A 26,088-nucleotide genomic window follows, 5' to 3' on the forward strand; every position below is an offset into this window, starting at 1 on the left:
CGCGCGCTAGCGGTGCCGTATCCTGGCACGGATCTTGGCCCACCCTCCTGGGGCAAGGAAAAACGACAGTAAAAAGCCGAAACCAAAGCCCGATACATCGGCCAGCCATGTGCTGTTCGATCCGAACAGCAGCCCGAAAATCAACTGCAACACCATCAGAATACCGATCAGGGAAAACGCCCTTGCCTGATTTTCCCCCATCTGGCCAAGGCGCAACCACAGCAGATAGGTAAACCCGCCGATCAACCCGTACACGCCGGGAAAAGCCCCGATCAGCCAGGGCGGTTCGGGGGCAACCAATCCGAAAACGGCGGCCCCCGCGATAGCCGAGGTCATGAACAACAGCAGCGTCGCCCATTGCGAAAACACCTCGCCCACGAATTTGCCAAGCGCCAACAGCATGACACCGGCGAATAACGCATGGGTGAATGACCCATGGACAAAGACATAGGTGACGAACCGCTTCACATGCTCCAGCGGCCAAACCCCGTTTTGCAGCATCCAGCCAAAAATCTCGGCATTGAACCCGTAATCCTGAATGGCGCCCTGCCGCCAGCCCACGGCCTCGGGCCCGCCGATCATCCCCCGCGTTCCGAGCGAAAACACCGCTTCGATCACGATGATCGCCAGAAACAAGGCGACCACAACAGGCGGAATCGGATTAACGGGGCTGTCGGTTTGGGGGCTGCTCATGCCTGCTCTCCTTGACGGGGCTTTGACCCATGGGTAAGCGAGGCGGGCACAGAAATCCACCACGGAGATGAGCCATGACCGAGGCGGCCTTTACCCCGCGTGTCTTTTCGGGCATCCAGCCCTCGGGCAACCTGACGCTTGGCAACTACCTTGGCGCGCTCAAACGCTTCGCCAACAGCCAGAACGAAGGGATCGAGTCGATCTTCTGCATGGTCGATCTGCACGCGATCACCGTCTGGCAAGAACCCGATGCATTGCGTCATGCCACGCGCCAACTGACCGCCGGTTTCATCGCCTCGGGGATCGACCCGCAAAAATCCATCCTGTTCAACCAGAGCCAGGTGCCCGAGCACACGCAAATGGCGTGGGTGTTCAACTGCGTGGCGCGCATGGGCTGGATGAAGCGCATGACCCAGTTCAAAGACAAGGCCGGCAAGAACGCCGAGCAGGCGAGCCTCGGGTTGTTCGGATACCCCGCACTGATGGCGGCAGATATTCTTGTCTATCACGCAACGCATGTTCCCGTGGGCGAGGATCAGAAACAACATCTGGAACTGACCCGCGACATCGCAATCAAATTCAACAACGACTATGGCGTCGATTTCTTCCCGATCACCGAGCCAGTGATCGAAGGTGCAGCCACGCGTGTCATGAGCTTGCGGGACGGTTCAAAGAAGATGTCGAAATCCGACCCTTCGGACATGAGCCGCATCAACCTGACAGACGATGCCGACACCATCGCCAAAAAAATTCGTAAGGCCAAGACCGATCCCGAACCGCTGCCCGAAACCACCGAAGGCTTGGAGGACCGCCCCGAAGCCCGCAATCTGGTCAACATCTTTGCCGCGCTCAACGATCAAAGCGTCGATCAGGTGATGCAGGACATGGGCGGCAAACCGTTTTCCGAGTTCAAGCCGCTACTGGCCGAACTGGCGGTGGAAAAACTGGCGCCGATTTCGTCAGAGATGGGCCGGCTGATGCAGGATGTCGGTGAAATCGACCGCATTCTCGCCAACGGGTCCGAGCGCGCCCGCACCATTGCGCATCCGATCCTGCGCCAGACCTACGACATCATCGGCATGGTCCAACCCGCACAGGTCTGAGCGGGCAGAGAGTCATAGCCGGGGCGTGCATCGCAGCGCCCCGGCCTGTGCGGCCCTCAGGCTGCCGCCTTCTGCAAACGCTCGGTCACGATGGCTTCGGCCACGCCATTGGGGCTGACCGACAATTGCCTTGCGCGGGTCAGGATACGGTCCATCGTATCGTCCAGCGCCTCCAGCTTTTCACCGACCCAGATTTCCCGGTTCCCGATGCGCAAAATCTCGGTGGCCACGTTGATGATACCGCCGCCATTCGCCACAAAATCCGGAGCGTAAAGAATACCGCACTCATGCAGGCGCTGCCCGTCATCCGCCGTGGCCAACTGGTTGTTCGCGCCTCCGGCCACCGCACTGACCTGCAACTGCGGAATCGTGATTTCGTTCAGGATGGCCCCGATAGCGCAAGGCGCGAAAATATCGGCCTCGGCACCATAGATCGCATCCGTCGCAACCGCCTGTGCCCCGAACATTTCGACCGCCTGCCGCATCGGAGCATCCGATACATCCGTCACAACCAACCGCGCCCCGGCCCCGTGCAGGAACCGGCACAGATGCAGGCCGACATGCCCCAAACCCTGTATCGCTACCCGCCGCCCGGTCAGATCGGCGCTGCCGAACCGATGCCGCGCCGTCGTATGGATCGCGTTGAATATGCCCCGCGCGGTGATCGGAGACGGATCGCCGCTGGCATATGCCCCATCGGCCAGCCCCGCCACGTAATCGGTTTGCGTCCCGATTTCGGCCATGTCGCGCGGGGTCATGCCCATATCCTCGGCCGTCCAGTACTGCCCCTGCATCGCCTCGACCGCTCGGCCGAAGGCGTGCAGTACCTCGGGCGATTTGTCCCGTGCCGGATCGCCGATGATCACCGCCTTCCCGCCGCCAAGCGGCAATCCCGCCGCCGCGTTCTTGAAGGTCATCCCCCGCGACAGGCGCAGCGCATCCTCCAGTGCGGCCTCGAAACCGTCATAGGGTCGCATCCGCAGCCCACCCGCCGCCGGGCCAAGTTGCGTTGAATGCACGGCGATGATGCCGCTCAGGCCGCTTTCGGAGTCTTCGATGCGAACAACCTGTTCATGGCCTGGCGCGTCAACGGGAATCAGTTTCATGGAACCTCCAACTCTTTCCTCTTGCATAGCAAAACAGGACAGGCCGATTTCACCAAACTTGCCCGAACAACGAGATGGATTTAGAGAATTCATATATGATTTTCTCTTATATTGGAGATATTCGCCATATGGACCGTATAGATCACCGCATTATCGCTGCCCTGCAAGAAGACGGGCGCATGACCACCACCGATCTGGCCGAAACCGTCGGCCTGTCCCCCACGCCCTGCGCCCGGCGACTGGAACGATTGCAGGCCGAGAAGGTGATTACCGGCTATGGCGCGCGCGTCGACGCCAACAAACTGGGGCTTGGCGTAACGATCTTTGTTTCGGTCGAACTCGACAAACAGGACCGCACCGCCATCGACGCCTTCGAACGCGCGATCAAGGATTGCGAAGAAGTCATGGAATGCTATCTGATGACCGGCTCGCGCGACATCCTGTTGCGGGTCGTGGCCGCCGATCTGACGGCCTTCGACCGGTTTCTCGAAACCCGGTTGATGCCGATTCCCGGCATCCGCAATCTGCGCTCGAACTTTGCCTTACGCACCATCACACGGCGCAATGCCCTGCCCGTACCGGACCACACCGGGTGACCGGCAGGGCCATGCATCCGACCGGCTCAGATCAGCCTGACCTGTGTCCCAACATTGGCCAGCCCAAACAGTTCTGCGATCTTTTCGTTATACAGCCCGATGCAGCCATCCGATGATTTGCGCCCGATCTTGCGCGTGTCATGGGTGCCGTGAATCCGATAATACTGCCACGACAGATGCAGCGCATGGGTGCCCATGGGGTTTTCCGGCCCCGGCGGGACCGTCACCGGCAAAGACGGATCGCGCTCGCGCATCGACGGCGTCGGCGTCCAGGAGGGGCCCTCGACCTTTTTGATGATCCGGGTATAGCCCAGCCTGGTCAGGTCCTCGCTCCGCGGAACCGAGGTGGGAAACAGCCGGTAGATGCTTTCATCCTCCGACCAGAAATGCAACGCCCGCGATTGCGTATCGGCCACGATCGCACCACCCTTGAGCGTATCGAAATGATCACGCCAATCAATGGCGGCAAAGCCCGATACGTTGTGCCGCACGCCTTCTGCCGGACTGGCCCAAACCGCCGGTGCCGCCAACATGGCCGCGCCGCCCGCGATCACTCCTCGCCGGGTCATCTTGCCCATTGTCATGATAAACCTCTTCATTCTGTCTGATTACCTCGGGCGAGACAGGGGCAAATCATTCGTTCACATGCAAATCACGAAATCTTGGGCGAGCAGGATCAAAAGGCACAGATACCTTGCGAAACAACACATTCGCACCATACCCTTGAGAAAAGGGAAACACCGTCATGCGCAAACTGCAAACCCAAGGGGTGCATCACATCACCCTGACCGGAGCCGACAGGCAAACATCCATCGACTTTTGGGAAGGTGTGCTTGGCATGCCCTTCGTTTTCGATCAGCCAAACCTGGACGATCCGGACGAAGGCCACCTGTATTTCGATCCCGGCGACGGGCGTTTGATCACGGTCTTCACGAATGAAGCCCGCAAACCCGTCCACAACCGCACACCGACCGATCCGGGGTGTGTGCATCATCTGGCATTCAATGTCAGCCGCGCCACCTTTTCGCAGGTGGCCGAACGCCTGACCGAACGCGGCATCGGTCATTCCGGCCCCAAGGATCGCGGATTCATGGACTCGATCTATTTCAAGGATCCGCTCGGTCTGCTGATCGAACTGGCCTGCTACCGCTTCGAACCGCCACGCGGATGCAGCCACGCCGATGTCATGATCGAGGCGCACCGTATCCGCGTCGAGCGAGGCGATTACAACATTCAGGAAGTGCATCTTGCCGACGCGATTGAACGGCTTGTCGCCCGAACCCAACAAACCCTGTCATCCGACCAGGGCTCATAAGATCCCCGCCCACATCTGGCAAAAACGCACAAATCATGCCAAAATTTGCAGAATTGTTCAAAAATGCCCGGTCGTCTAGCTGTGTATCAACACACGCGAAAGGACCATCCCATGCCAACCCCTGTCCATCCACAAACCTCCATCGGCCATGTTCATCTGAAAGTGTCCGACCTAGACCGCGCCATCGGCTTCTACTCCGGCGTCCTCGGGTTCGAGGTGCAGCAACGATGGGGCGACCGCGCCGCCTTTCTGGGTGCGGGCGGTTACCATCACCATATCGGGCTGAACACCTGGGAAAGCCTCGGCGGCACACCTGCCCCCAAGGGCCATACCGGCCTCTACCATACTGCCTTTCTGTATCCGGACCGGGCGCAGCTGGCTGATGCATTGCGCCGGGTGATTGCCGCCGGTATCCCCATCGAAGGCGCTGCCGATCATGGCGTCAGCGAGGCGATCTATCTTTCGGACCCGGACGGGAACGGAGTCGAACTTTACCGTGATCGCGCTCCCGAGGACTGGCCACGCAGCGCCGACGGTCAGATCGCCATGAGCAACGCACCGCTCGATCTCGACGCCCTGCTGGCCGAAGCTCCATGACCTTCTACTGTCCGCAATCATCCCGGCGCACAACAACCGGGGCCAGCCTGTTGCTTTCACATATCCGCGGGCGCGGGCGGGCTGGACCCTCCCATATAACCGGCCTAATCTGCGCCCGAATGCAGGAGGTAAACAATGGCAGTCGGGACAGAGATCAGAACCTATTTCGACGGCGCATGGCATGACGGCGATTTGCCCGTCATGCGGGCGGCCGATCACGGGTCATGGCTGGGCACCACGGTATTCGACGGAGCGCGCTATGCGAACGACCTGACGCCTGATCTCGACAAGCACTGCGCACGGGTCAACGCATCGGCCAGAGCGCTGATGATCAAACCCACCGTCGCCGCCGACGACATGGTCGCCATCGTGCAGGAGGGACTCAAGGCTTATAGCCCCGAGACCGCCGTTTATATCCGCCCGATGTACTGGTCGATCAGTGGCGGGCCGCTCGGTGTCATGCCCGACTACGAAGGCGGCACGGGGTTCGCCATCTGTCTTGAAGCCACGCCTATGGCGCCTCCGGGCAGTTCCACCACCCTGGCGCGCACACGCTTCCGCCGCCCGATTCTGGAAGATGCGGTCGTGAACGCCAAGGCGGGCTGCCTCTACCCCAACAACGCCCGCATGATCGCCGAGGTCCAGGCCAAAGGGTTCGGCAACGCGCTTGTGGCCGACGCGCTTGGCAATGTGGCTGAAAGCGCCACGGCGAATGTCTTCGCTGTCAAGGACGGCGAGGTCTTCACGCCCGTACCCAACGGCACCTTCCTTTCGGGCATCACCCGCGCGCGGCACATCGCCAACCTGCGGGCCGATGGCGTTACGGTGCATGAAACCGTCATGAGCTTTCAGGACTTCCACGGCGCCGACGAGGTATTCCTGTCCGGCAACATGATGAAGGTCACACCGGTCACCGCATTCGAAGATACGCAGTATCAGATCGGCCCGATGACCCGGCGCGTGCTGGATCTCTATTGGGACTGGGCCTCATCCGGGGGCTGAGCGCACCGACATCATACCGACGCGATACCGACGTTATACCGATGCGGTTTCCGGCGGGGTTGCTCTGCGGCCTTAACGCAGCGTTTCGGGTGACAAACACGCACGGTCCCGCCATGCTGCCCGTCAAAACCCGGAGGCCGCCATGACCAAGTACAGCCACCTTCTGTCACCCCTCGACCTGGGCCATGTGACATTGAAAAACCGTGTCCTCATGGGCTCGATGCACACCGGCCTCGAGGAAACCAGGGACTGGGACCGCGTGGCAGAGTTTTACGCCACCCGCGCCCGTGGCGGGGTGGCTCTGATGGTCACCGGCGGCATGGCCCCCAACCCCGAAGGCGGTGTTTTTCCCGGCGCAGCAGGGCTTTATAGCGAACAGGACATTGCCAACCACCGCCACGTCACCGACCGGGTACATGACGCGGGCGGGCGTATCGCCATGCAAATTCTGCACGCCGGTCGCTATGCCTACGGTCCGAACTGTGTCGGCCCCTCGCCCATCAAATCGCCCATTTCGCCTTTTCCCCCCAAGGAACTGGACGAGGACGGCATCGAGAAACAGATCGCCGATATCGTCACCGCCGCCACCCGCGCCCGCGAGGCAGGCTATGACGGGGTCGAAATCATGGGATCGGAGGGCTATTTCCTCAACCAGTTCCTCGTGACCCACACCAACAAGCGCACCGACAGGTGGGGCGGCTCGTATGAGAACCGCATGCGCCTGCCCGTCGAAGTGGTGCGCCGTGTGCGCAAGGCCGTGGGCGCGGATTTCATCGTGATCTACCGCCTGTCGATGATCGACCTCATCCCGGATGGCTCGACCTTCGACGAGGTCGTAGAACTGGCCCAGGCGGTGGAACAGGCCGGGGCAAGCATTATCAACACCGGGATCGGATGGCACGAGGCGCGCATTCCCACCATCGCCACATCCGTGCCACGAGCAGCCTTTGCCTGGGTCACGAAAAAACTGATGGGCAAAGTCGGCATCCCGGTCATCACCTCGAACCGGATCAACACCCCCGACGTAGCCGAACAGGTATTGTCGGACGGCTGTGCAGATATGGTCTCGATGGCGCGGCCTTTCCTTGCCGATCCGGATTTCGTGAAAAAGGCCGCCGATGACAGGGCCAGCACCATTGCACCCTGTATCGCCTGCAACCAGGCCTGTCTTGACCATACTTTCAGCGGCAAGATTTCAACCTGTCTGGTCAACCCACGCGCCTGCTATGAAACGGAGTTGACCGTAACCCCCACCGACCGTCCGAAATCCATCGGCATCGTCGGCGCAGGCCCTGCCGGGTTGGCCGCCGCCATCACCGCCGCCGAGCGTGGCCATACCGTCACCCTGTTCGATCAGGCCAATCGGATCGGCGGCCAACTGAACATGGCGCGCGAAATCCCCGGCAAGGAGGAATTTCACGGGCTGGTCGCTTGGTTTGAAACCATGGTGACCGAACTCGGCATAACACTGGAACTGAACCAGACCGCCACGGTCGACGATTTGACAGGGTTTGACGATGTAATCGTCGCCACGGGCGTTATCCCCCGCGAGCCGGGTATTCCGGGGCAAGACGGACCCAATGTCCTGTCCTACATCGACGTGCTGCGCCACAAAGCACCCGTGGGCAAGCGCGTCGCCATCATCGGCGCGGGTGGTATCGGCTTCGATGTGGCCGAATACCTGGTACAGGACGGCGACAGCCCGACCGAAAACCTGTCGGAGTGGAAAGAGGAATGGGGCGTTGGCGACCCGGCAGAGACACGCGGTGGATTGGCCTCGGAGGGGCCGCAGCCCGAAGCCCCCGCCCGGCAGGTCACCCTGCTGCAACGCAAGGCCGAACGCCCCGGCAAGCGGCTCGGCAAGACGACAGGCTGGATTCATCGAGCGACGCTACGCATGAAAGACGTGCAAATGCTGAGCGGCGTGAATTACGAACGCATCGACGCTGAGGGCCTGCATATCACCCACGGCGAGGCGCGGGAGAACCCCACGCTGATCGAGGCCGACACCATTGTCCTGTGCGCCGGGCAACTCCCGGAACGCGGTCTTGCCGACGCATTGGAAGCAAAAGGGATCACCGCTCATATCATCGGTGGCGCCGATGTGGCCGCAGAACTGGACGCCAAGCGCGCCATTGATCAGGGCACACGCTTGGCGGCAACGCTTTAGCCGTCCGCTCCCCGACTGGCGAACAACTGGAAACACCGGTTTCCCTGTTTCCATGCCACGAACGATCCGCCACAAAACCCAGATATTGTCGGGCATACGCCCCAGTTGTGCCCGAATTCATCCCGATAACCGACTTCGACAAACGAACAGAGGTATCGAGCATGGATCGCCTGACGGAAATGGAGGCATTTGCAACGGTCGTGGACCAGGGGGGGTTTACTGACGCTGCACGCAAGATGGGAATTTCGAAATCGGCCGTGTCCAAGCACGTTTCTTCACTTGAAGCTCGTCTCGGCGCGCGCCTCCTGAACCGCACGACACGCCGCGTCAGCCCTACGGAAATCGGTCTGGCCTATTACGACCGGGCGTTACGTGTTCTGAATGATGCGGGTGAGGCCGACGCTCTGGTCAGTTCGATGCAATCCGCGCCCTCCGGGCTGCTGCGCATCTCGGTTGCGACGGATTTCGGGGTAAACCACCTCAGCCCGGTTCTGGGCTCATTTCTTGACGAGTTCCCCGATATCTCGGTCAACATGGTACTGAACAACCGGTATGTCGAACTGATCTCGGAAGGGTTCGACATGGCGATCCGCATAGGCGAGTTGGAAGACAGCACCCTGCGCGCACGCAAACTGACCGAGACCACTAAGCGCATGATCGCCAGCCCCGAATATCTGCGAAAGAACGGACGCCCGACCAAGATCGACGACCTGAATGAACACAAGCTGCTGCACTATTCCAGCCAGTCGGGCGGAGCCGTGTGGAAGTTGACTGCACCCTCGGGCGAAAAGCGGCAGGTGCGCACCGCTGGTGGACTGTCGGTAAATGACGGTCAATCGCTCCTCAATGCCGCGATCGCCGGTCTTGGCATCGCGTATCTGCCCAGCTTTCTGTACGCGCAGGCCATGAACGATGGTCTGGTCGAGGATGTGATCCCCGACCTCCCGGTCGAAACGCAAGGCATCTTTGCAGTCTATCCGCCGGGTCGTTTCACACAGCCCAAGGTTCGCGCCTTTATAGACTTCCTCGTTCATGCCTTTGCCGACAAGGGCCCGAACGAGTGGTAAGATTTCCTCGTAGCCAGTAACCGGCCACCTGCCCCGGATGCGCACAAGCCTCCGGGGCTTTTTCCTTGTCACGTCCTGCACATTCTTTGTGCGGCTTCTCCTGTTGCCAGATGACGGCGACATGCCAGATAGTCGAGACAGGTTTGATAAGATGAAAAGGAAACCACCATGGCTGATCCAACTCTGGTCACGCTTTCAGGCTCTTTGCGCAAGGGTTCTTATAATCGGATGCTCCTGAAAGAAGCCCGGGCAGCCTTTGGTCCAGCGCAAGTGCTTGAGGGCAATCTGAATTTGCCGCTTTACGATGGCGATCTGGAGCAGGCCGAGGGCATCCCCGAAGCGGTGACCACACTGGCCAACCTGATCAAGGGCGCGGATGCGGTCGTGATTTCATCCCCCGAATACAATAAGGGGATCAGCGGCGTTCTCAAGAACGCATTCGACTGGATCAGCCGCGTCGAGGGCATGGCCTTCAAGGGCAAGCCAACTGTGGTCATATCCGCAAATGCCGGCCGCACGGGGGGTGAAACCGGGCAATACATGACTCTCAGTTGCCTCGTCCCGCTACAAGCGCAGATCATAAGCGGCCCGACACTCTGCGTGGCCGGGGCGCAGAATGAATTTGACGAGAACGGGACACTGACAAACGATCATTATCTCGAGGTGCTGGCCACGAGAATGCAGGCGCTGCGCGCCGCTGCAACTTAGACCTCGTGCATGCGAATGGGTTGCCGTTTGCGGCCCCATTCGCCCGGTGGGCCTTGAATCATACCCGGAAAGCGCGTGCCGCACGCGGTGCACAAACCGTGATCGTCCAACTTCCAATCGCTCAGCATATGCCAGTCGCGCCCGATCACCCGCGCACCGCATCCATGGCAGTAACTGGATTGCGCCGGCGGATGATGCGCGTTGCCGATATAGACATGCCGCAACCCCGCCATTTGCGCAATCGAGCGGGCCCGCAGGAGGGTTTCCAGCGGGGTAGGGTCATGATCCAGCATCCTGTGATCGGGGTGGAATGCGGTAAAGTGCAACGGCACGTCCGGGCCGCATTCGTCCAGCACCCATTGGCTTAGTTCTTCCAGTTCGGCGGTGCTGTCGTTTTCGCCGGGAATCAGGAGCGTCGTCAGTTCCACCCAGCACGGCGTTTCGTTCACGGCATAGCGGATACTGTCCAGAACCGGGCCGATCCCCGATCCGGTCAGCTTGCGATAGAACCTGTCGGTGAACCCCTTGAGGTCGATATTCACCGCGTCCATTGCCGAAAAGAACTCGACCCGTGGCCCATCACAGATATACCCGGCCGTCACCCCAACGGCTTTCACCCCTGCCTCGTGGCAGGCAGCGGCGGTATCCAACGCATATTCCAGAAAGATTACCGGGTCGTTGTAGGTAAACGCCACCGAGTTACAACCATGATCCCGAGCGACCCGCGCAATCGTTTCCGGCGAGGCCTCATGCGCCAGGCTGTCGATCTCACGGCTTTTGGAAATCTCGTGGTTCTGACAGAACTTGCACGCCAGGTTACAGCCCGCCGTGCCGAAACTCAGCACCGGGGTGCCCGGCAGGAAATGGTTCAGCGGCTTCTTTTCAATCGGGTCGATGCAAAAACCTGTGGAACGTCCATAGGTGTCCAGAACGATTTCGCCACCCTGCCGCATACGCACGAAACACATGCCCCGCTGCCCGTCCTTCAGACTGCAAAAGCGCGGGCACAATTCGCATCTGAGGCGGTCATCGGAGTGCTGTGACCAATATCGTGCAGGGTGCATAAAGCGGGCTTACCTTTCCTTGGGTCTGCTTGATACTTATGTGACATGGTGACGATATGAATAGGCACACAGGCATAAAGGCGCGCACGTCAGCGGTTGCAGGGCAGTTCTATCCCGCCGATCCTGCCGCGTTGCACCGCATGGTCGAGGACTGCATCGCCCAAACCGGCACGGGGCAACAACCACACGGATCGGGGCCCCGCGCGGTGATCTCGCCCCATGCGGGCTATGCCTATTCCGGCTGGCTGGCCGGGGCCGCGTGGCGCGCCACGGCGGGGCTGCGGCCGCGACGGGTGGTCATCCTGTCACCGTCGCACCGGCATGGCTTTGACGGGATCGCCCTGCCATCTGCCGATACCTTTAGCATGCCGGGCTTTGACGTGCCCGTGGATCAGGCCGCGCGGCAGGCCCTGGAAAACGCAGGTCTGGCTCATATCGAAGACGCCGCGCACGATCGGGAGCATGGTATCGAAACGCAGTTGCCGTTTCTTCACAGCCTGCATCCCAAAGCCGAGATCGTACCTCTGGCGATTGGCCGCGCGGCAACAGATAAGGTCGCCCAAGTCATTGATTTCATATCTGAAATGGATGATCTTACACTGTTCGTCCTGTCCAGCGACCTCAGCCATTTCCTGACTCTGGGCGCCGCCAGAACCCACGATCTGGAAACCGCCAAACTGATCGAAACCGGACAGCATGACCGCCTCACTCCGGCGCATGCCTGTGGGGTGCGGGCGGTGGCGGGTTATATGGCGTCGCGGCAGGGGCGGGGGGCGCGGGTGTTGCGGTTGGCGATGGCCAATTCATACGACCGTTCGGGAGATGCGTCGCGCACCGTGGGGTATGGGGCGTGGGCGTTGTTTGGAACGGAAGACGAAATCATTCCGAACCCGCACCGTACCGAGTTACTGAACGCCGCGCGCGAGGCATTGCAGGTCCGATTGCGGCGCGGTTATGGGCCTGAAACGGACGACAAAAGTTTTGCCGCGCCGTTGCAGGGACATGCCGCCAGCTTTGTCACGCTGACCATCGACAGGCGGTTGCGGGGCTGCATCGGATCGCTTCGGGCGCACCAGCCATTGATCCGGGATGTTATTGAAAACACACTGAAATCCGGGTTCAACGATCCACGGTTTCAGCCCGTCACACAGGCAGAACTGGACCGCATCCGCATCAAGGTCGCCGTGCTGTCGCCGTCGCGGGAAATGCGGTTTTCCGATCAGGACGATCTCGTGTCGCAACTGGAGCCGGGGAAGGACGGTTTGATCCTGTCGGACAAGGGGCGCAGGGGGACATTCCTGCCGATGGTGTGGGACAGTTTGCCGGAGCCTCGGGTTTTTCTCGATCATCTGAAGGTCAAGGCGGGGTTGCCCAGGGACCATTGGAGTGACAGCGTGACGGTGCATCGCTACCGCGCGGAGAGTTTCGCGGAAACGGATTGAGTTTCGTACGTTTTGTACGAAGTGTACGCGCGTTTTGTACGAAAATCCGGGGGGCCAGCGAAATTTGCCTCCATCATGGACGCAAATCGCCTAATACGACGCCTCGGGGCGGAAGCCCTCGGGGATCGCATCCACCCCGTCCAGAACCAGACCGGCCATGACCTGCCCGACCTTCGGCGCCATGCCGAACCCGATCTTGAATCCGCCATTGGCGATGAACTGCCCGTCATGCAGCGGGTGCGCCCCGAGCATCGGCGCGCGTGAACGGCTGCGGGGGCGTACCCCGGCCCATCGTTCGATCACCGGCGCATCGCGCAGGGCGGACACGGCGGCGCGGGCGCGGGCGATCACATCGTCAAGCTGGCTGTCCGTCGATTTGGGATCGTCATAGTCGCGTTCCGAGGTCGAGCCGATGGCGGTGGTGCCGTCCTGATGCGGGACGATGTGAATGGCGTCGGCAAAGAGTTGCGGCATGTCGGGCGCGGCATGGGACAGGACCGCGCCCTGCCCCTTGACCCCGTTGCCGACCGTGCGGCTGTGATGGGCGGTCAGTTCTTCGAGCCCGGCGGTGCCGGTGGCGTGGATCACGCTGCCGCTGTGCGGACCGTCGGCAACGATCTGCCCGCCCTTTGCGCGGATCGCGACCACGAGGGCGGCGCAGGCCTGCCGGGGGTGCATCCGGGCGGTGAGCGTGTCGCGGATCAGCCAGCCGGTGGGGGTGAACGGCGCCCAGTCCAGACCGTCGGCGGGGATCACCTGCCAGTCGGCCCGGCCCTGCCAGAGGGTGCGCGCCGTTTCGGCCCGCGCGTGGGCGAGGCCAAGCGCGTGATCGTCGGCCACGGGTTGCAGGCGGCCAAGCCGGGCATAGCCCGAGGACAGGCCCGAGGCCTCATGCACCCCGGCCCAGAAGGAGTCGGCCATGATCAGGCTGTCGAACTGGAACGCCTTCTTGTCGTTCCAGTTTTCCGGCACATGCGGGGCAAGCGCGCCGACCACCCCGCCCGAGGCCCCGGCCCCCGGCCCGTTCGGGTCGATCACCCGCACGGCTGCGCCACGTTGCAGGCAGGTCCAGGCAATCGACAGGCCGAAGATACCCGCGCCCAGAACCGTTACATCGGCCATTGTCATTCTCCCGTCAGAGCGGCATTGTCGGCGCGGTTATGGCACAGGCTGCGGCCCGTGCCCATGCGACGGGTGGTGCGACATTGAAATGCGCCCATCCGGGACAAATGCGATCCGGGGGAGAGATGACAGACGCTGCCAAGCTGGAATGGCGCGCGGGCGAGGTGCCGGTTTCGACCCGGTTCGACGATCCGTATTACAGCCTCGAGAACGGGCTGGCGGAAACGCGGCACGTGTTTCTGGCGGGCAATGACCTGCCTGCGCGGTTTCGTGACGGGTTTCAGGTGGCCGAGCTGGGATTCGGCACCGGGCTGAACCTGCTGGCCTGTCTTCAGGCATGGCGGCAGGCGGGCGTGGGCGGTGTGCTGCGCTTTACCAGTTTCGAGGCCTTCCCGATGGCGGCCCAGGACATGATCCGCGCGCAGGCGCAATTCCCCGAACTGGCCGATATCGCCGCCGAGATGGCCCCGCATTGGGAGACCGGTGCGCAGGCGGTCAGCCTGCCCGATCTGGAATTTCGCCTGATCGTGGGCGATGCGCGCGACACCCTGCCCGGATGGGACGGGCGCGCCGATGCGTGGTTTCCGGACGGGTTTTCGCCCGCCAAGAACCCCGAACTGTGGGAAGAGGGATTGTTAACCGCAATGGGCCACCATACCGCGCCGGGTGGCACGGCGGCGACCTATACCGCGGCGGGATTCGTGCGCCGGGGGCTGGAGGCCGCGGGATTTGCGGTGGAACGCGTTCCGGGATACGGGCGCAAGCGGCACATGACCCGCGCGACGAAAGGAACGGCATGACCGAACAGAACACCCGCCTCGGTATCCTGCTGATGGTGGCGACCACCCTGATCTTTGCCGTGCAGGACGGGATCAGCCGTCATCTGGCGGCAGAGTACAACGTGCAGATGGTGGTGATGATCCGCTATTGGTTCTTTGCCGCTTTCGTGATTGCCGTGGCGGCGCGCAAGGCCGGGGGATTGCGCGCGGCGGCGGCCACGCGACAGCCGCTGGTGCAGGGGTTTCGCGCGGTGCTGCTGGTGGCGGAAATCTGTGTGATGATCTATGGCTTTACCCTGCTCGGGCTGGTGGAAAGCCATGCGGTGTTCGCCTGTTACCCGCTGCTGATCGCCGCGCTATCCGGGCCGGTTCTGGGCGAAAGCGTGGGCTGGCGGCGGTGGGCCGCGATCGCGGTGGGGTTCGTCGGGGTGATCATCATCCTGCAACCCGGATTCGGCGTGTTCCAGCCCGAGGCGGTGGTGCCCCTGATGGCGGCACTGATGTTCGCACTGTACGGGTTGCTGACGCGCTATGTGGCGCGGGGCGATTCCGCGACGACCTCGTTCTTCTGGACCGGCACGGTGGGGGCGGTCGCGATGACGCTGGTCGGCGTGTGGTACTGGCAGCCGATGAGCGGCCCCGACTGGGGCTGGATGGCGGTGCTGTGCGTGACCGGGGCGCTTGGGCATTACACGCTGATCAAGTGTTACGAGGTGGCCGAGGCCAGCTCGGTCCAGCCGTTCGCCTATCTGCAACTGGCCTTTGCCAGTGCGCTTGGGCTGACGGTGTTCGGGGAAACGATCCGCCCGAACGTGGCGGTTGGCGTGGTGCTGATCGTGGCGGCGGGGCTGTTCACCCTGTGGCGGCAGAAGGTGAAGGGCGGGGGGTAGAGGAAGCCCCTAGTCCGACACGGTGCGCAGCGTTGTGCCCGTCAGTTCCTGCGAGAACGGCACCGGGTGCGGCGGCTTGCCGAGGCGGGCGCGGTAGACCGGCAGGCTTTCGGCGACGCGCATCACGTAGTTGCGGGTTTCGCGAAACGGGATGTGTTCGATCCAGTCCACCACGTCGATGCCGCCGCTGCGGGGATCGCCGCTTTCTGCCATCCAGTCGCGGGGGCGGCCCGGACCGGCGTTATACCCGGCGGCCATCATCACCACGTTGCCGTCGAACCGTTCGGCCAGCCCGGCCAGGTAGGTGCTGCCGAGGCGCACGTTATAGCGCCAGTCGTTGAACACACGGACGCGGGAATGGTCGGATTCGCCAAGCACACGGGCCATGTCGCCGGCGGTGCCGGGCATGAGCTGCATCAGGCCCATCGCACCCGCGCCGCTGACGACGCGGTGGTCGAATTCGCTTTCGCGGCGGGCGATGGACAGGGCCAGCTCCATCGGCACGGGCAGGTCCATGTCGGTCATCGGGTGCAGGGCGTAATAGGGCGCGGGCAGGACGATGCCGCGCTGTGCGCCCGCCTTGCCGATCATCACTTGCAGGTGGGCTTGCCCCAGTTCGGCCAGGATCGCGCCCAGTTGCCCCAGCCCGGTGGCGTCGAGACTGTCGGACAGGTGCACGAAGAACCGCTCGGCGAGGTTCAGCTCGTCCGCGGCGAGGGCCAGGATCGCCGCCTTGTAGACCAGGCTTTGGGTAAAGGCCGCCTGCCGGGGATCGGGCAGGGCCCTGTCGCCCGCAAGATCGGGGTCGGCGGGCAGACCGGCCTTTTCGGCGGCCAGGAGGCCATAGAAGCTGGTCTGATGCGCGGCGCCGCGGGCATAGGAGATCTGCGCGGCCTCGGGATCGCCGAGGGCCTCCTGCGCGCGCCCGATCCAGTACCCGGCGCGGCCAAGGGAAATCGGTGTTTCGACCGCCGCGCGGAAGCGTTGGAAGTGATCGAGCGCCAGCGCCGGATCGTCGAGATAGGTCAGCGCCAGATAGCCCGAGAGCCACTCCAGGTCGGCGAAGGACGAGCCATCGACCAGCCCGTGGCGCGACGCCAGGTCATAGGCCGTCTGCGCATTGCCCTCGCGCATCTGCGCGCGTGCGAGATAGCGCCGCCAGCCGGCCCATCGGCCCGGTTCGCCCAGACCCTCATCCGCGCGGCTCTGGCGCAGAATCACCTCGATCGCCTTGTCGCTGTCGTTGCGTTTCAGGTGGCGGTCGAACAGGGCATGAGCCACCAGCGGATCGGTTTGCAGGGCCTCGGGCACATCGTCAGGCGCGATCTTGCCGTCTTCGACCTGCTGGCGGGTTTCGGCCACCTTGCGCCGGTTCTCGCTGACCAGCGGGACCATCTGCGCCACGTCGCGCAGCCCGCGCCAGAGCGCCATGTCGAGCCGTGTATCGTGGTGCTGCGCCAACAGGTCCGCGTGGCGTGCGATGAACTGATCGTGTTCGGCGGTGGACAGGTCCATGGTCAGCCATGCCAGGACCAGTGTCGCCTCGGCCTCGCCGGTCCGGTCCGCGGCCAGAAGGGTGCGGGCATGGGCCAGCGCGCCTGCGCCGGTTTGCGGCAAGTGCCCGTCGAAAAAGGCCAGAATCTGCGAATCGGTCCCGGCTATGGCCATCCGCTCTTCGCTTTGGCGGCGCAGGTAGTCGAGGCCGGGCCAGTCGGAATGCGCGTCGAGAAAGGCCACAACCTCGCCCGGTGTGCCCTGCCCGTCGCTGAGGCGATACCACTCGATCAGCGCCGATGCAGCCGGGCCATCACGCTCGGCCAGGCGCGCGGCGACATCCCATCGCCCGCCTTCCATCGCGTAAAGCGCCGCCGCCAGCGGACGCGGCGCAATGCGCGCCGGTTCGGCCGATGAGAGGCTTGCAAGCCCGACAACAAGCCCGATGAGAAAGCAGAACAGGCGCATGATCTCTTGCATTTCCCGCAAAGGCGAAGGATAGACAGCGCCAGCCTATGCGCGCGCAAGGGCCCCGTCCAATCACAAACGGTAATGGACGGCGGTCTGTTGCCAACGCGCGGTATGGGCGAAGATCAGACAGGGGCATTGCGGCCCCGCAAGTGACGACAAGAAAGGAGCGTGTCATGTTCAAAGGATCTTTTCCTGCCCTGGTCACGCCGTTCAAGAACGGCGAGCTGGATCTGGACACGCTGAAGAAACTTGTCGAATGGCATATCGGCGAAGGCAGCAAGGGCCTGGTTCCGGTGGGCACGACGGGCGAAAGCCCCACGCTGACCCATGAAGAGCATGAAACGGTGGTCGAGGAAGTGGTGCGCGCGGTGAACGGGCGCATTCCGGTGATCGCCGGGGCGGGCAGCAACAACACGCTGGAATCGATCCGCTTCATGCAGCACGCCCAGAAGGTGGGCGCCGATGCCGCGCTGGTGGTGACGCCCTATTACAACAAGCCCACGCAGGCGGGCCTGATCGCGCATTTCACCGCGCTGCACGATTGCTGCGAGTTGCCGATCGTCATCTACAACATTCCGGGCCGGTCGGTGATCGACATGACGCCCGAGACCATGGGCCAACTGGCGAAACTGCCACGCATCATTGGGGTCAAGGACGCCACCGGCGATCTGGCGCGTGTCAGCCTGCAACGCATGACCTGCGGCAAGGATTTCATCCAGATTTCCGGCGAGGACGCCACCGCGCACGGGTTCAACGCGCAGGGCGGGGTCGGCGTGATCTCGGTCACCGCCAATGTCGCGCCCAAGCTGGTTTCGCAGGTGCAGGAGGCGACGCTGGAGGGCGACTATGCCCGCGCGCTGGACTTGCAGGACCGGCTGATGCCGCTGCACAAGGCGATCTTTACCGAGCCGGGGCTGGTGGGCGCGAAATACGCCATGTCGCGTCTGGACCTGTGCAGCGAAGAGGTGCGTTCGCCGCTGGTGGGATTGACGGATGCGACCAAGGCGCTGATCGACGACGCGATGCGCCATGCAGGGCTGACGAACTGAAGCCGGGACACCGGATACGGCCCCGCCAGCCCTTTCAGTCCACCCGGCGCACGTAGAGGTGATTGCCCTCGCGCCGGGTTTCCAGAACCTTGATCGCCGCCACCAGATCGCTGAGTTTGCGATGCCCGTAGGTGCGGGTGTCGAAATCGGGGTTGGCGGCGGTCACTTGCTGGCCGAGGCGGCCAAGCGTGTACCAGTCGCTGTCCTGGTCGATGCTGTCCATCGCCTTGAACAGCAGGTCGCGCGCCTCGGTCAGGTTGCTTGAGCGTTTCGGCGCGGGCGCATCGGCGGTTTCGGAGCCAAGGTTTTCCAGATAGATGAAGCGTTTGCAGGCCTTGCGGAAGGCCTCGGGCGTCTTGCGCGCGCCGATGCCGTAGACCTCGAGCCCCTGTTCGCGGATGCGGCTGGCCAGACGGGTGAAATCGCTGTCGGAACTGACCAGAACGAAACCGTCGAAGCGGCCCGAATGCATCAGGTCCATCGCGTCGATCACCAGCGCGATATCGCTGGCATTCTTGCCGACGGTGTTGGCGGGCTGGTGGTGCGGCACGAGGCCGAATTCGGCCTGCACCTTGTTCCAGCCGCTCATGAGCTGCGAGGAGAAATCGCCATAGCAGCGGCGCACGCTGGCCTCGCCGATGGCGGCGATCTCGTCGAAGATCGCCTCGGTCCATTTCGGCGAGGTGTTGTCGGCGTCGATCAGGACGGCCAGCAGGGGGGTACGGTCGGGCATGGCGCGTCCTTTCATCGGGGTCAGTCGGCGCTGCCGCCGATCTTGTCCTGGGTTTTCGTGTCGAAATCGCCCGCATCGTGGCGTTCGAGCAGTTGTTCGTGCGGTTCGCCGCTGGTGCGGTTGACCATGCGGCCCCGCCGGACCGCCGGGCGCGCGTCGATCTTCTGTGCCCAGGCCATGACGTTTTCATAGCTGGCCGCATCGAGGAAGGTCGCCGCATCACCGTATTGCCGCCCCAGCACGAGGTTACCGTACCACGGCCAGATTGCCATGTCGGCAATGCTGTACGCATCGCCCGCAATGAAGGGCCGCCCGGCCAGTTGCCGGTCGAGCACGTCGAGCTGGCGTTTGACCTCCATCGTGAAACGGTCGATCGGGTATTGCCACTGTTCCGGCGCATAATGGTAGAAATGCCCGAACCCGCCGCCCAGATAGGGCGCGCTGCCCATCTGCCAGAACAGCCAGTTGAGCGTTTCGGTGCGCCCCGGACCCGAGGCGGGAAGGAAGGCGCCGAATTTCTCGGCCAGGTGCAGCAGGATCGAGCCGGATTCGAAAACGCGCAGCGGTTCGGCCCCGGTGCGGTCGACCAGTGCGGGGATCTTGGAATTGGGGTTCACCTGAACGAAGCCGCTGCCGAACTGATCGCCGTCGCCGATACGGATCAGCCAGGCGTCGTATTCGGCGGCGTGACCGGCGGCGAGGAGTTCCTCGAACATCACGGTGACCTTGACGCCGTTGGGCGTGCCCATCGAATAAAGCTGAAACGGGTGCTGGCCGACCGGCAGTTCCTTGTCATGGGTGGGGCCTGCGATGGGGCGGTTGATCGAGGCGAACCGGCCGCCTGACGGAACCTCCCATGTCCAGACCTTTGGGGGGGTGTAGCCGTTTGTATCGCTCATGCTGCCTGTCCTTCGGAGATCCGTGGGGAATGGCCCACGGGAGTGCTGTGGTTCGTCAGCGAACTTATGCCATTGAGGCCTATCAACAATGTTGAGGGCCGCACAAGGGAATGTGCGGCCCTGCAAATCACATCTGTCGTGAGCCTGTGGCGATCAATAGACCACAACCGAACGGATCGATTCGCCCGCGTGCATCATCTCGAAGCCCTTGTTGATGTCTTCGAGCTTGAGCGTGTGGGTGATCATCGGGTCGATTTCGATCTTGCCGTCCATGTACCAGTCGACGATCTGCGGCACGTCGGTGCGCCCGCGCGCGCCGCCGAAGGCCGTACCGCGCCAGGACCGGCCGGTGACAAGCTGGAACGGGCGGGTGGAAATCTCGGCGCCCGCCGGGGCGACGCCGATGACGATGCTTTCGCCCCAGCCCTTGTGCGCCGCTTCCAGCGCGGTGCGCATCACGCCGACATTGCCCGTGGCGTCGAAGGTGTAATCGCCGCCACCGCCGGTGAGCTCGACCAGATGGGCGACCAGATCGCCCTCGACATCATTGGGGTTGACGAAATGGGTCATGCCGAATTTCTCGGCCATGGGGATCTTGCCGGGGTTCAGATCGACGCCGACGATCTGGTCGGCCCCCGCGAGGCGCAGGCCCTGAATGACATTCAGGCCGATGCCGCCCAGGCCGAACACGATGGCGGTGGAGCCGATCTCGACCTTCGCGGTGTTGATGACCGCGCCGATGCCGGTGGTCACGCCGCAGCCGATATAGCAGATCTTGTCGAACGGCGCGTCCTTGCGGACTTTGGCGAGCGCGATTTCAGGCAGCACCGTGTGGTTGGAAAAGGTCGAGCAGCCCATGTAGTGCAGGATCGGCGTGCCATCGAGCATGGAAAAGCGCGAGGTGCCGTCGGGCATCAGGCCCTGCCCCTGCGTCGAGCGGATCGACTGGCAGAGGTTGGTTTTCGGGTTGAGGCAGTAGTCGCATTCGCGGCATTCGGGCGTGTAGAGCGGGATGACGTGATCGCCCGGCTGGAGCGATTTGACGCCCGGCCCCACCTCGAGCACCACACCGGCGCCTTCATGGCCCAGAATGGCGGGGAACAGCCCTTCGGGGTCGGCCCCGGACAGGGTGAAATCGTCGGTATGGCACAGGCCGGTGGCCTTGATTTCGACCAGAACCTCGCCCTCTCTCGGGCCATCGAGGTTCACGTCCATGATTTCGAGCGGTTTGCCCGCCTCGACGGCGACGGCGGCGGTGGTGCGCATGATAATCCCTCCGGGTTTCGATTTGCGCCGAGTCTGAGCGAAATGACGCGGAGTTTCAATTCCCATGAGCGACAGGGGATGGACCGTGCCCGACTTGAATGGCACCATTCGCGACACGCAAGGAGAGAGACGATGAAATATCTGATGGCGGCCCTGTGCGCACTGGCCCTGACCGGCTGCGTCGAGGAGGAGAACAGCATGCCGGACATGAGCGGAACATGCGGCGCGGACGGGATGCAGCATCTGGTGGGCCAGCCGCGCGAGGCGTTCGACGACAGCGGTATTGACGGCGCGATGCGCATATTGCCGCCGGCGTCGATGATGACGATGGACCACCGGCCCGACCGCCTGAATATCGAGCTGGACGAGGACGATATCATCACCCGGCTGTGGTGCGGTTGAACGCCGGGCGCGAAATCTCTTGATTTGCACGGGTTTCGAGGCAAGGCTGTTGGCATGAACTTTCAATCGCCCCCACCGTTTTCGGCCAGTGGCAGTCAGGATCAGGTGGCCTTTCACCGGACCGAACTGAATATCATCCTGTCGCTTTACGGGCGCATGGTGGCGGCGGGCGAGTGGCGTGACTACGGAATTTCATCGTTGCGCGACGTGGCGGTGTTTTCGGTCTTCCGGCGCACGGCCGAGCATCCGCTGTATCGCATCGAAAAACGCCCCAAACTGCGCAGCAAGCAGGGGCTCTATGCGGTGATCGGCATGGACGGACAGATATTGAAGCGCGGTCACGATCTGAAAACCGTGCTGCGGGTGCTGGAACGCAAGCTGATCCGCTCGGTGGAGTGAAGGGCGGAAGCGTGATTGCCCGTATCAATAGTCAGGACATTTGCCCTTTGGGTGCCGCTGTGCTCCGGCGTTGTTTGCCTGCCGCTACAGGGCCAGCAGCTTATCGGCACCCGCCGCCCGGGTACGCCACTTCGTGAAAAATCCGGTTGAAAATCCCGGCCGACCATGCGTGCCGGGCATCGCCCGACCGCGGGTGGGCGACCGACGGTCTTTCGATGGCAATTTATGGTTAGGATCACATCCAACGGTGGTTCGGAGGGCTGCCGATGCAGGATCGCCCGCCCGGGGGGCGGTCGGGCGATGCCCGGCGGCGCGCAAGGCGCGCCTTGATTCCGGGCGAGGGCAAGGTTCGGTGCGTCCCGCTTAACGGCCATCGCCGCCAAATGCGGTTATTGCGCCGCGCGAGGGGCATTGCGGTCATCATCAGGTCAGAGCCAGACCATGATATCCGAGCCGATCACCCCTGCGCCGGACCGCCCACCATCACGCAGAGCAGTTCGAACATGATCGACACGCCCAGAAAAGCCGTGCCGCCCGAGGGATCGAAGGGCGGTGAGACCTCGACCATGTCGGCGCCGACGATGGTCAGCCCGGCCAGTTCGCGCACCACCTGCAAGGCCTGATAGCTGTTCGGCCCGCCCACTTCGGGGGTGCCGGTACCGGGGGCGAAGGTGGGATCGACGAAGTCGATATCATAGCTGACATAGGTCGCGCCATCGCCCGCGATCTCGCGCGCTTCGGCCATCACATCGGCCACGCCGCGATCATGGAATTCCTCGATCTCGATCAGGCGGATGCCCTCGGCCCTGGCGAAATCGCGATCCTCGGAATCGTACATCGTGCCGCGAATGCCGATCTGCACCACGCGTTTCGGGTCGAGCAGGCCCTCCTCGACCGCGCGGCGGAACGGGGTGCCGTGGGTATACATCGTGCCGCCGAAATAGGAATGGAACAGGTCGGTGTGGCTGTCGAAATGGACCATGCCCACCGGCGCATCCTTGGCCAGCGCGCGCAGCACCGGCAGCGAGGTCAGGTGATCGCCGCCCGCCGTCAGCGGCGTGATGCCCGCCTGCTTGATCCGGTCGTAGAACGCGGTGATCCGCGTCATCGAGTCGATGATGTCGGCGGGGTTCGGCCCGACATCGCCCAGATCGGCGCAATTCACCGCCTCGAACGGGCGGATGCCGCTGGCCTGATGCTGGGCGCGGATCATGGTGGAGGCATCGCGCAACTGGCGCGGCCCGTGCCGGGGGCCGGGCCGGTTGGTGGTGCCGCTGTCCCACGGCACGCCGATCAGCCCGATATCGACATCGCCGAAACGCTCGTGTTCCGGCGGGACATAGGGCAGGCGCATGAAGGTCGGCACACCGGCAAAGCGCGGCAGGTCGAAGCCGGAAACGGGGTGGAAAAAGCTGTCGGACATGGGGTTATCCTTTCAGTCGTTTGCGGGCGGTCACCGGGCCGTCGCCCTGCGCCGTGATCCGGGGAATGGCCTGTGTCAGCGGCTCATGGACTACGGCCATGTGAAAGGCATTGGCATGCAACAGCGTGTCCGGGCCGGCCACCCATGCCACATGCCCTTTCCAGAACAGAAGGTCGCCCCGTTGCAGCGGGACGTCTTCGGGCAGATCGGCGCCAAGCGCGGTCTCTTGCAGGTCGCTGTCGCCGGGGCAGGCGATGCCGCAGGCCAGGCACCCGGCCTGCACCAGCCCGGAACAGTCGATCCCAAGCGCCGAGTTGCCGCCCCACAGGTAAGGCGTGCCAAGGAACAGGTCGGCCACCGCGACGGGATCGTCGGCCAGTACGTCGAGCGGGGTCAGGTGCGGCGCGGGCACGTAGCCCTGCGGGGTTTCGGCAAAGTGCCCCTCCTGCCCCAGAACCGCCAGCCGCGCGCCATGGCTGAGCATGGCCAGTTCATGCGATCTGAAATCCGGCGTCGGGTAGAGATGCGTTGCGCGGGCGGTGACGCGGTGGGTCGGGGGGTCTTCGTCCTGCCCCAGCTGATCGCTGCGCAGATAGCCGACAAAACCGTCGCGCGCGGCCTGCACGAAGGCCCAGCCGCTGCGATCCTCAAGACAGGTGACGCCGTCGCCCATCAGCAACTGGCGTTCCCGCCGGCCGCCCGGCGCGTGCAGAAGATCGGCCACCGGCACGGTCACCTGACGCGCATCGCCTTCGGTGAAGCGATCCGCCGTGACCTGACCGCGCAGCGATACATGCGCAACGCGGGGATTGGCCGGGGTCAGGCGCGGGTCGTTCACAGGTCCAGCACCCTGGGCAGGGCCTGCAATATCGCCCGTGCACCCATGCCGACACCGCCCTTGGGGCGGGCCGGTTTGGGCTCGGGGTTCCAGCCGTAGATGTCGAAATGGGCATAGCGCGCCGGGCCTGCAAAGCGGCGCAGGAACAGCGCGGCGGTGATCGCCCCGGCAAAGCCGCCCTTGGGCGCGTTGTCCAGATCGGCGATGCCGGGTTCGATCATCGTCTCGTAGGGGGTGTGGAAGGGCATCCGCCAGACCGGATCGGCCACCTGCACGGCGGCGGCTTCGAGCGCGGCGGCGAAGGGGGCGTCATCGGTGAAATAGGGCGACAGGTCGGGGCCGACAGCCACCCGCGCCGCGCCTGTAAGCGTCGCCATCGAGATCAGCAGGTCGGGCGGGTCTTCGGCGGCACAGGCCAGCGCGTCGGCCAGCACGAGGCGGCCCTCGGCGTCGGTGTTGTTGATCTCAACCGTCTTGCCGTTGCGCGCGGTCAGGATGTCGCCGGGGCGGAAGGCGTTGCCCGCGACCGCGTTTTCCACGGCGGGCACCAGAACGCGCAGGCGGACGGGCAGGGCCAGCGCCATGATCATCTGCGCCAGCCCCAGAACGGTGGCCGCGCCGCCCATGTCCTTTTTCATCAGGCCCATGCTGGCGCCGGGTTTGAGATTGAGCCCGCCGGTGTCGAAACACACGCCCTTGCCCACCAGCGTCAGCGTCGGGCCGGTATTGCCCCACCGCATGTCAATCAGGCGCGGGGCCTGCGCGGCGGCGCGGCCCACGGCGTGGATCATCGGAAAGTTCTGCTCCAGCAGGGCATCGCCGCGGATCACGTCGATGCTGGCGCCATGGGCCGAGGCCAGCGTGGCGCAGGCCCCTTCCAGATCGGCAGGACCCATATCTGAGGCCGGGGTGTTGATCAGGTCGCGTGTCAGGGCCTCGCCCGCCGCGATGGCCTGCAATCGGGCGGGATCGACGCCTTCGGGCGGGACCAGACGGGCCAGCGCCGGTTTTTGTTCGCGGTAGCGATCAAAGCCGTAGTGCGCCAGCAGCCAGCCAAGCGATTCTTCCCCGGCGCGGGCGGGGTCGAGCCCGTGAAAAGCATACGCCCCTTCGGGCAGTTGCATGGCCGCCGTGGCGAGGTGAAAGCGCCCGCGCGCCCGTGCGCCGGCATCGCCATACCCGGCCAGCGCCATTTCGGGCGCGCCACCGGCATCGGGCACCAGGAGCGTCGTACCGAGCGCGGCGGTAAAGCCCGCGCCGCGCACCCATGTGGCGACGCGATCGGGCTGATCGGCAAGCCAATCCTCAAGCGAGTCCTGTTCGATCACATGCAGGGGAATGACCGGGGCATCGGCGGCGGCAAAGGTCAGGTCCATCGGGCGCGTCCCTTTCATATTCGGGGTGTCTTGCGCCCAGCCTATCCCTCCTGTCGGAAGCTGCAAGCCATCAAACGGCGGCGG

Annotated in this window: 26 protein-coding genes; 14 read left to right on the forward strand and 12 right to left on the reverse strand. The window is 63.5% G+C overall.

Features of this window, described 5'->3' with window-relative positions:
- Positions 1 to 6 precede the first annotated feature (6 nt).
- The gene (locus tag BUB53_RS15415; RefSeq protein ID WP_073035681.1) at positions 7 to 693 is read right to left on the reverse strand and encodes a rhomboid family intramembrane serine protease; all 687 of its coding nucleotides are present in this window, start codon (positions 691 to 693) and stop codon (positions 7 to 9) included.
- A 74-nt stretch (positions 694 to 767) separates the two neighbouring features.
- On the opposite strand from BUB53_RS15415, the gene trpS reads away from it, so the two are divergent.
- Positions 768 to 1,796 (forward strand): tryptophan--tRNA ligase, encoded by a 1,029-nt coding sequence (gene trpS / locus BUB53_RS15420; RefSeq protein WP_073035682.1) that lies wholly within the window; start codon positions 768 to 770, stop codon positions 1,794 to 1,796.
- 56 nt (positions 1,797 to 1,852) lie between these two features.
- Here trpS and BUB53_RS15425 read toward each other — a convergent pair whose 3' ends face one another.
- Positions 1,853 to 2,902 carry a Glu/Leu/Phe/Val family dehydrogenase gene (locus BUB53_RS15425; RefSeq protein ID WP_073035683.1) on the reverse strand — a complete coding sequence of 350 codons (1,050 nt, stop codon included), beginning with the start codon at positions 2,900 to 2,902 and terminating at the stop codon, positions 1,853 to 1,855.
- Between the two features lie 128 nt (positions 2,903 to 3,030).
- Here BUB53_RS15425 and BUB53_RS15430 point away from each other — a divergent pair, with 128 nt between their 5' ends.
- The gene (locus BUB53_RS15430; RefSeq protein ID WP_073035814.1) at positions 3,031 to 3,498 is read left to right on the forward strand and encodes an Lrp/AsnC family transcriptional regulator; all 468 of its coding nucleotides are present in this window, start codon (positions 3,031 to 3,033) and stop codon (positions 3,496 to 3,498) included.
- A 26-nt stretch (positions 3,499 to 3,524) separates the two neighbouring features.
- On the opposite strand, the gene BUB53_RS15435 is transcribed toward BUB53_RS15430, so the two are convergent.
- Positions 3,525 to 4,082 carry a L,D-transpeptidase gene (locus tag BUB53_RS15435; RefSeq protein ID WP_073035684.1) on the reverse strand — a complete coding sequence of 186 codons (558 nt, stop codon included), beginning with the start codon at positions 4,080 to 4,082 and terminating at the stop codon, positions 3,525 to 3,527.
- A gap of 161 nt (positions 4,083 to 4,243) precedes the next feature.
- Here BUB53_RS15435 and BUB53_RS15440 point away from each other — a divergent pair, with 161 nt between their 5' ends.
- From BUB53_RS15440 to BUB53_RS15465, 6 genes are all read left to right on the forward strand, one after another.
- On the forward strand, positions 4,244 to 4,813 hold the full coding sequence (locus BUB53_RS15440; RefSeq protein WP_073035685.1) for a VOC family protein: 570 nt from the start codon (positions 4,244 to 4,246) through the stop codon (positions 4,811 to 4,813).
- 111 nt (positions 4,814 to 4,924) lie between these two features.
- Entirely contained in the window at positions 4,925 to 5,410 is a 486-nt protein-coding gene (locus BUB53_RS15445; protein WP_073035686.1) for a VOC family protein, read from the forward strand.
- A 135-nt stretch (positions 5,411 to 5,545) separates the two neighbouring features.
- Positions 5,546 to 6,412, forward strand: a complete 867-nt coding sequence (locus BUB53_RS15450; RefSeq protein WP_073035687.1) for a branched-chain amino acid aminotransferase — start codon at positions 5,546 to 5,548, stop codon at positions 6,410 to 6,412.
- 142 nt (positions 6,413 to 6,554) lie between these two features.
- A complete protein-coding gene (locus BUB53_RS15455) occupies positions 6,555 to 8,582 on the forward strand; it encodes an NADPH-dependent 2,4-dienoyl-CoA reductase (RefSeq protein WP_073035688.1) in 2,028 nt (675 codons plus the stop codon).
- Positions 8,583 to 8,743: 161 nt separating this feature from the next.
- Positions 8,744 to 9,649 (forward strand): LysR family transcriptional regulator, encoded by a 906-nt coding sequence (locus BUB53_RS15460; RefSeq protein ID WP_073035689.1) that lies wholly within the window; start codon positions 8,744 to 8,746, stop codon positions 9,647 to 9,649.
- Between the two features lie 168 nt (positions 9,650 to 9,817).
- Entirely contained in the window at positions 9,818 to 10,357 is a 540-nt protein-coding gene (locus tag BUB53_RS15465) for an NADPH-dependent FMN reductase (RefSeq protein ID WP_073035690.1), read from the forward strand.
- Here the strand turns inward: BUB53_RS15465 and amrS are convergent.
- Positions 10,354 to 11,421, reverse strand: coding sequence for an AmmeMemoRadiSam system radical SAM enzyme (gene amrS / locus BUB53_RS15470; RefSeq protein ID WP_073035691.1), 1,068 nt, complete (start codon positions 11,419 to 11,421; stop codon positions 10,354 to 10,356). The genes BUB53_RS15465 and amrS overlap by 4 nt on opposite strands.
- Positions 11,422 to 11,477: 56 nt before the next feature.
- On the opposite strand from amrS, the gene amrB reads away from it, so the two are divergent.
- Entirely contained in the window at positions 11,478 to 12,863 is a 1,386-nt protein-coding gene (amrB, locus tag BUB53_RS15475) for an AmmeMemoRadiSam system protein B (protein ID WP_073035692.1), read from the forward strand.
- A gap of 90 nt (positions 12,864 to 12,953) precedes the next feature.
- Here the strand turns inward: amrB and BUB53_RS15480 are convergent, their stop codons facing one another.
- Positions 12,954 to 13,985 (reverse strand): NAD(P)/FAD-dependent oxidoreductase, encoded by a 1,032-nt coding sequence (locus BUB53_RS15480; protein WP_073035693.1) that lies wholly within the window; start codon positions 13,983 to 13,985, stop codon positions 12,954 to 12,956.
- Between the two features lie 125 nt (positions 13,986 to 14,110).
- On the opposite strand from BUB53_RS15480, the gene mnmD reads away from it, so the two are divergent.
- Together mnmD and BUB53_RS15490 are read left to right on the forward strand one after the other, a co-directional pair.
- The gene (gene mnmD / locus BUB53_RS15485) at positions 14,111 to 14,785 is read left to right on the forward strand and encodes a tRNA (5-methylaminomethyl-2-thiouridine)(34)-methyltransferase MnmC2 (protein ID WP_073035694.1); all 675 of its coding nucleotides are present in this window, start codon (positions 14,111 to 14,113) and stop codon (positions 14,783 to 14,785) included.
- Positions 14,782 to 15,654: a DMT family transporter gene (locus BUB53_RS15490; RefSeq protein WP_073035695.1), complete on the forward strand. Its 873-nt coding sequence runs from the start codon at positions 14,782 to 14,784 to the stop codon at positions 15,652 to 15,654. The genes mnmD and BUB53_RS15490 overlap by 4 nt, the downstream gene beginning before the upstream one ends.
- A gap of 9 nt (positions 15,655 to 15,663) precedes the next feature.
- Here BUB53_RS15490 and BUB53_RS15495 read toward each other — a convergent pair whose 3' ends face one another.
- On the reverse strand, positions 15,664 to 17,616 hold the full coding sequence (locus tag BUB53_RS15495) for a lytic transglycosylase domain-containing protein (protein WP_229709566.1): 1,953 nt from the start codon (positions 17,614 to 17,616) through the stop codon (positions 15,664 to 15,666).
- Positions 17,617 to 17,792: 176 nt separating this feature from the next.
- On the opposite strand from BUB53_RS15495, the gene dapA reads away from it, so the two are divergent.
- On the forward strand, positions 17,793 to 18,668 hold the full coding sequence (gene dapA, locus BUB53_RS15500) for a 4-hydroxy-tetrahydrodipicolinate synthase (RefSeq protein ID WP_073035697.1): 876 nt from the start codon (positions 17,793 to 17,795) through the stop codon (positions 18,666 to 18,668).
- Positions 18,669 to 18,702: 34 nt separating this feature from the next.
- On the opposite strand, the gene BUB53_RS15505 is transcribed toward dapA, so the two are convergent.
- The 3 genes from BUB53_RS15505 to BUB53_RS15515 form a co-directional block, all read right to left on the reverse strand.
- Positions 18,703 to 19,401, reverse strand: coding sequence for an NYN domain-containing protein (locus BUB53_RS15505; protein ID WP_073035698.1), 699 nt, complete (start codon positions 19,399 to 19,401; stop codon positions 18,703 to 18,705).
- A gap of 20 nt (positions 19,402 to 19,421) precedes the next feature.
- A complete protein-coding gene (gene yghU, locus BUB53_RS15510; RefSeq protein ID WP_073035699.1) occupies positions 19,422 to 20,300 on the reverse strand; it encodes a glutathione-dependent disulfide-bond oxidoreductase in 879 nt (292 codons plus the stop codon).
- A 153-nt stretch (positions 20,301 to 20,453) separates the two neighbouring features.
- Positions 20,454 to 21,566 (reverse strand): S-(hydroxymethyl)glutathione dehydrogenase/class III alcohol dehydrogenase, encoded by a 1,113-nt coding sequence (locus BUB53_RS15515; RefSeq protein WP_073035700.1) that lies wholly within the window; start codon positions 21,564 to 21,566, stop codon positions 20,454 to 20,456.
- Positions 21,567 to 21,698: 132 nt separating this feature from the next.
- Between BUB53_RS15515 and BUB53_RS15520 the strand changes: the two genes are divergently transcribed.
- On the forward strand, positions 21,699 to 21,968 hold the full coding sequence (locus BUB53_RS15520) for an I78 family peptidase inhibitor (RefSeq protein ID WP_073035701.1): 270 nt from the start codon (positions 21,699 to 21,701) through the stop codon (positions 21,966 to 21,968).
- 54 nt (positions 21,969 to 22,022) lie between these two features.
- Complete coding sequence (locus BUB53_RS15525) at positions 22,023 to 22,367, forward strand: DUF2794 domain-containing protein (RefSeq protein ID WP_073035702.1); 345 nt, start codon at positions 22,023 to 22,025, stop codon at positions 22,365 to 22,367.
- 457 nt (positions 22,368 to 22,824) lie between these two features.
- On the opposite strand, the gene speB is transcribed toward BUB53_RS15525, so the two are convergent.
- Genes speB through BUB53_RS15540 form a run of 3 tightly spaced genes read right to left on the reverse strand, consistent with a single transcriptional unit; the run spans position 22,825 to position 26,004 of the window.
- Positions 22,825 to 23,790 carry an agmatinase gene (gene speB, locus BUB53_RS15530; protein WP_073035703.1) on the reverse strand — a complete coding sequence of 322 codons (966 nt, stop codon included), beginning with the start codon at positions 23,788 to 23,790 and terminating at the stop codon, positions 22,825 to 22,827.
- A gap of 4 nt (positions 23,791 to 23,794) precedes the next feature.
- The gene (locus tag BUB53_RS15535; RefSeq protein ID WP_073035704.1) at positions 23,795 to 24,628 is read right to left on the reverse strand and encodes a C40 family peptidase; all 834 of its coding nucleotides are present in this window, start codon (positions 24,626 to 24,628) and stop codon (positions 23,795 to 23,797) included.
- Complete coding sequence (locus tag BUB53_RS15540) at positions 24,625 to 26,004, reverse strand: leucyl aminopeptidase family protein (RefSeq protein WP_073035705.1); 1,380 nt, start codon at positions 26,002 to 26,004, stop codon at positions 24,625 to 24,627. The genes BUB53_RS15535 and BUB53_RS15540 overlap by 4 nt, the downstream gene beginning before the upstream one ends.
- Positions 26,005 to 26,088: the final 84 nt, after the last annotated feature.

The organism is Roseovarius pacificus, from assembly GCF_900142665.1.
Classification (GTDB): domain Bacteria; phylum Pseudomonadota; class Alphaproteobacteria; order Rhodobacterales; family Rhodobacteraceae; genus Roseovarius; species Roseovarius pacificus.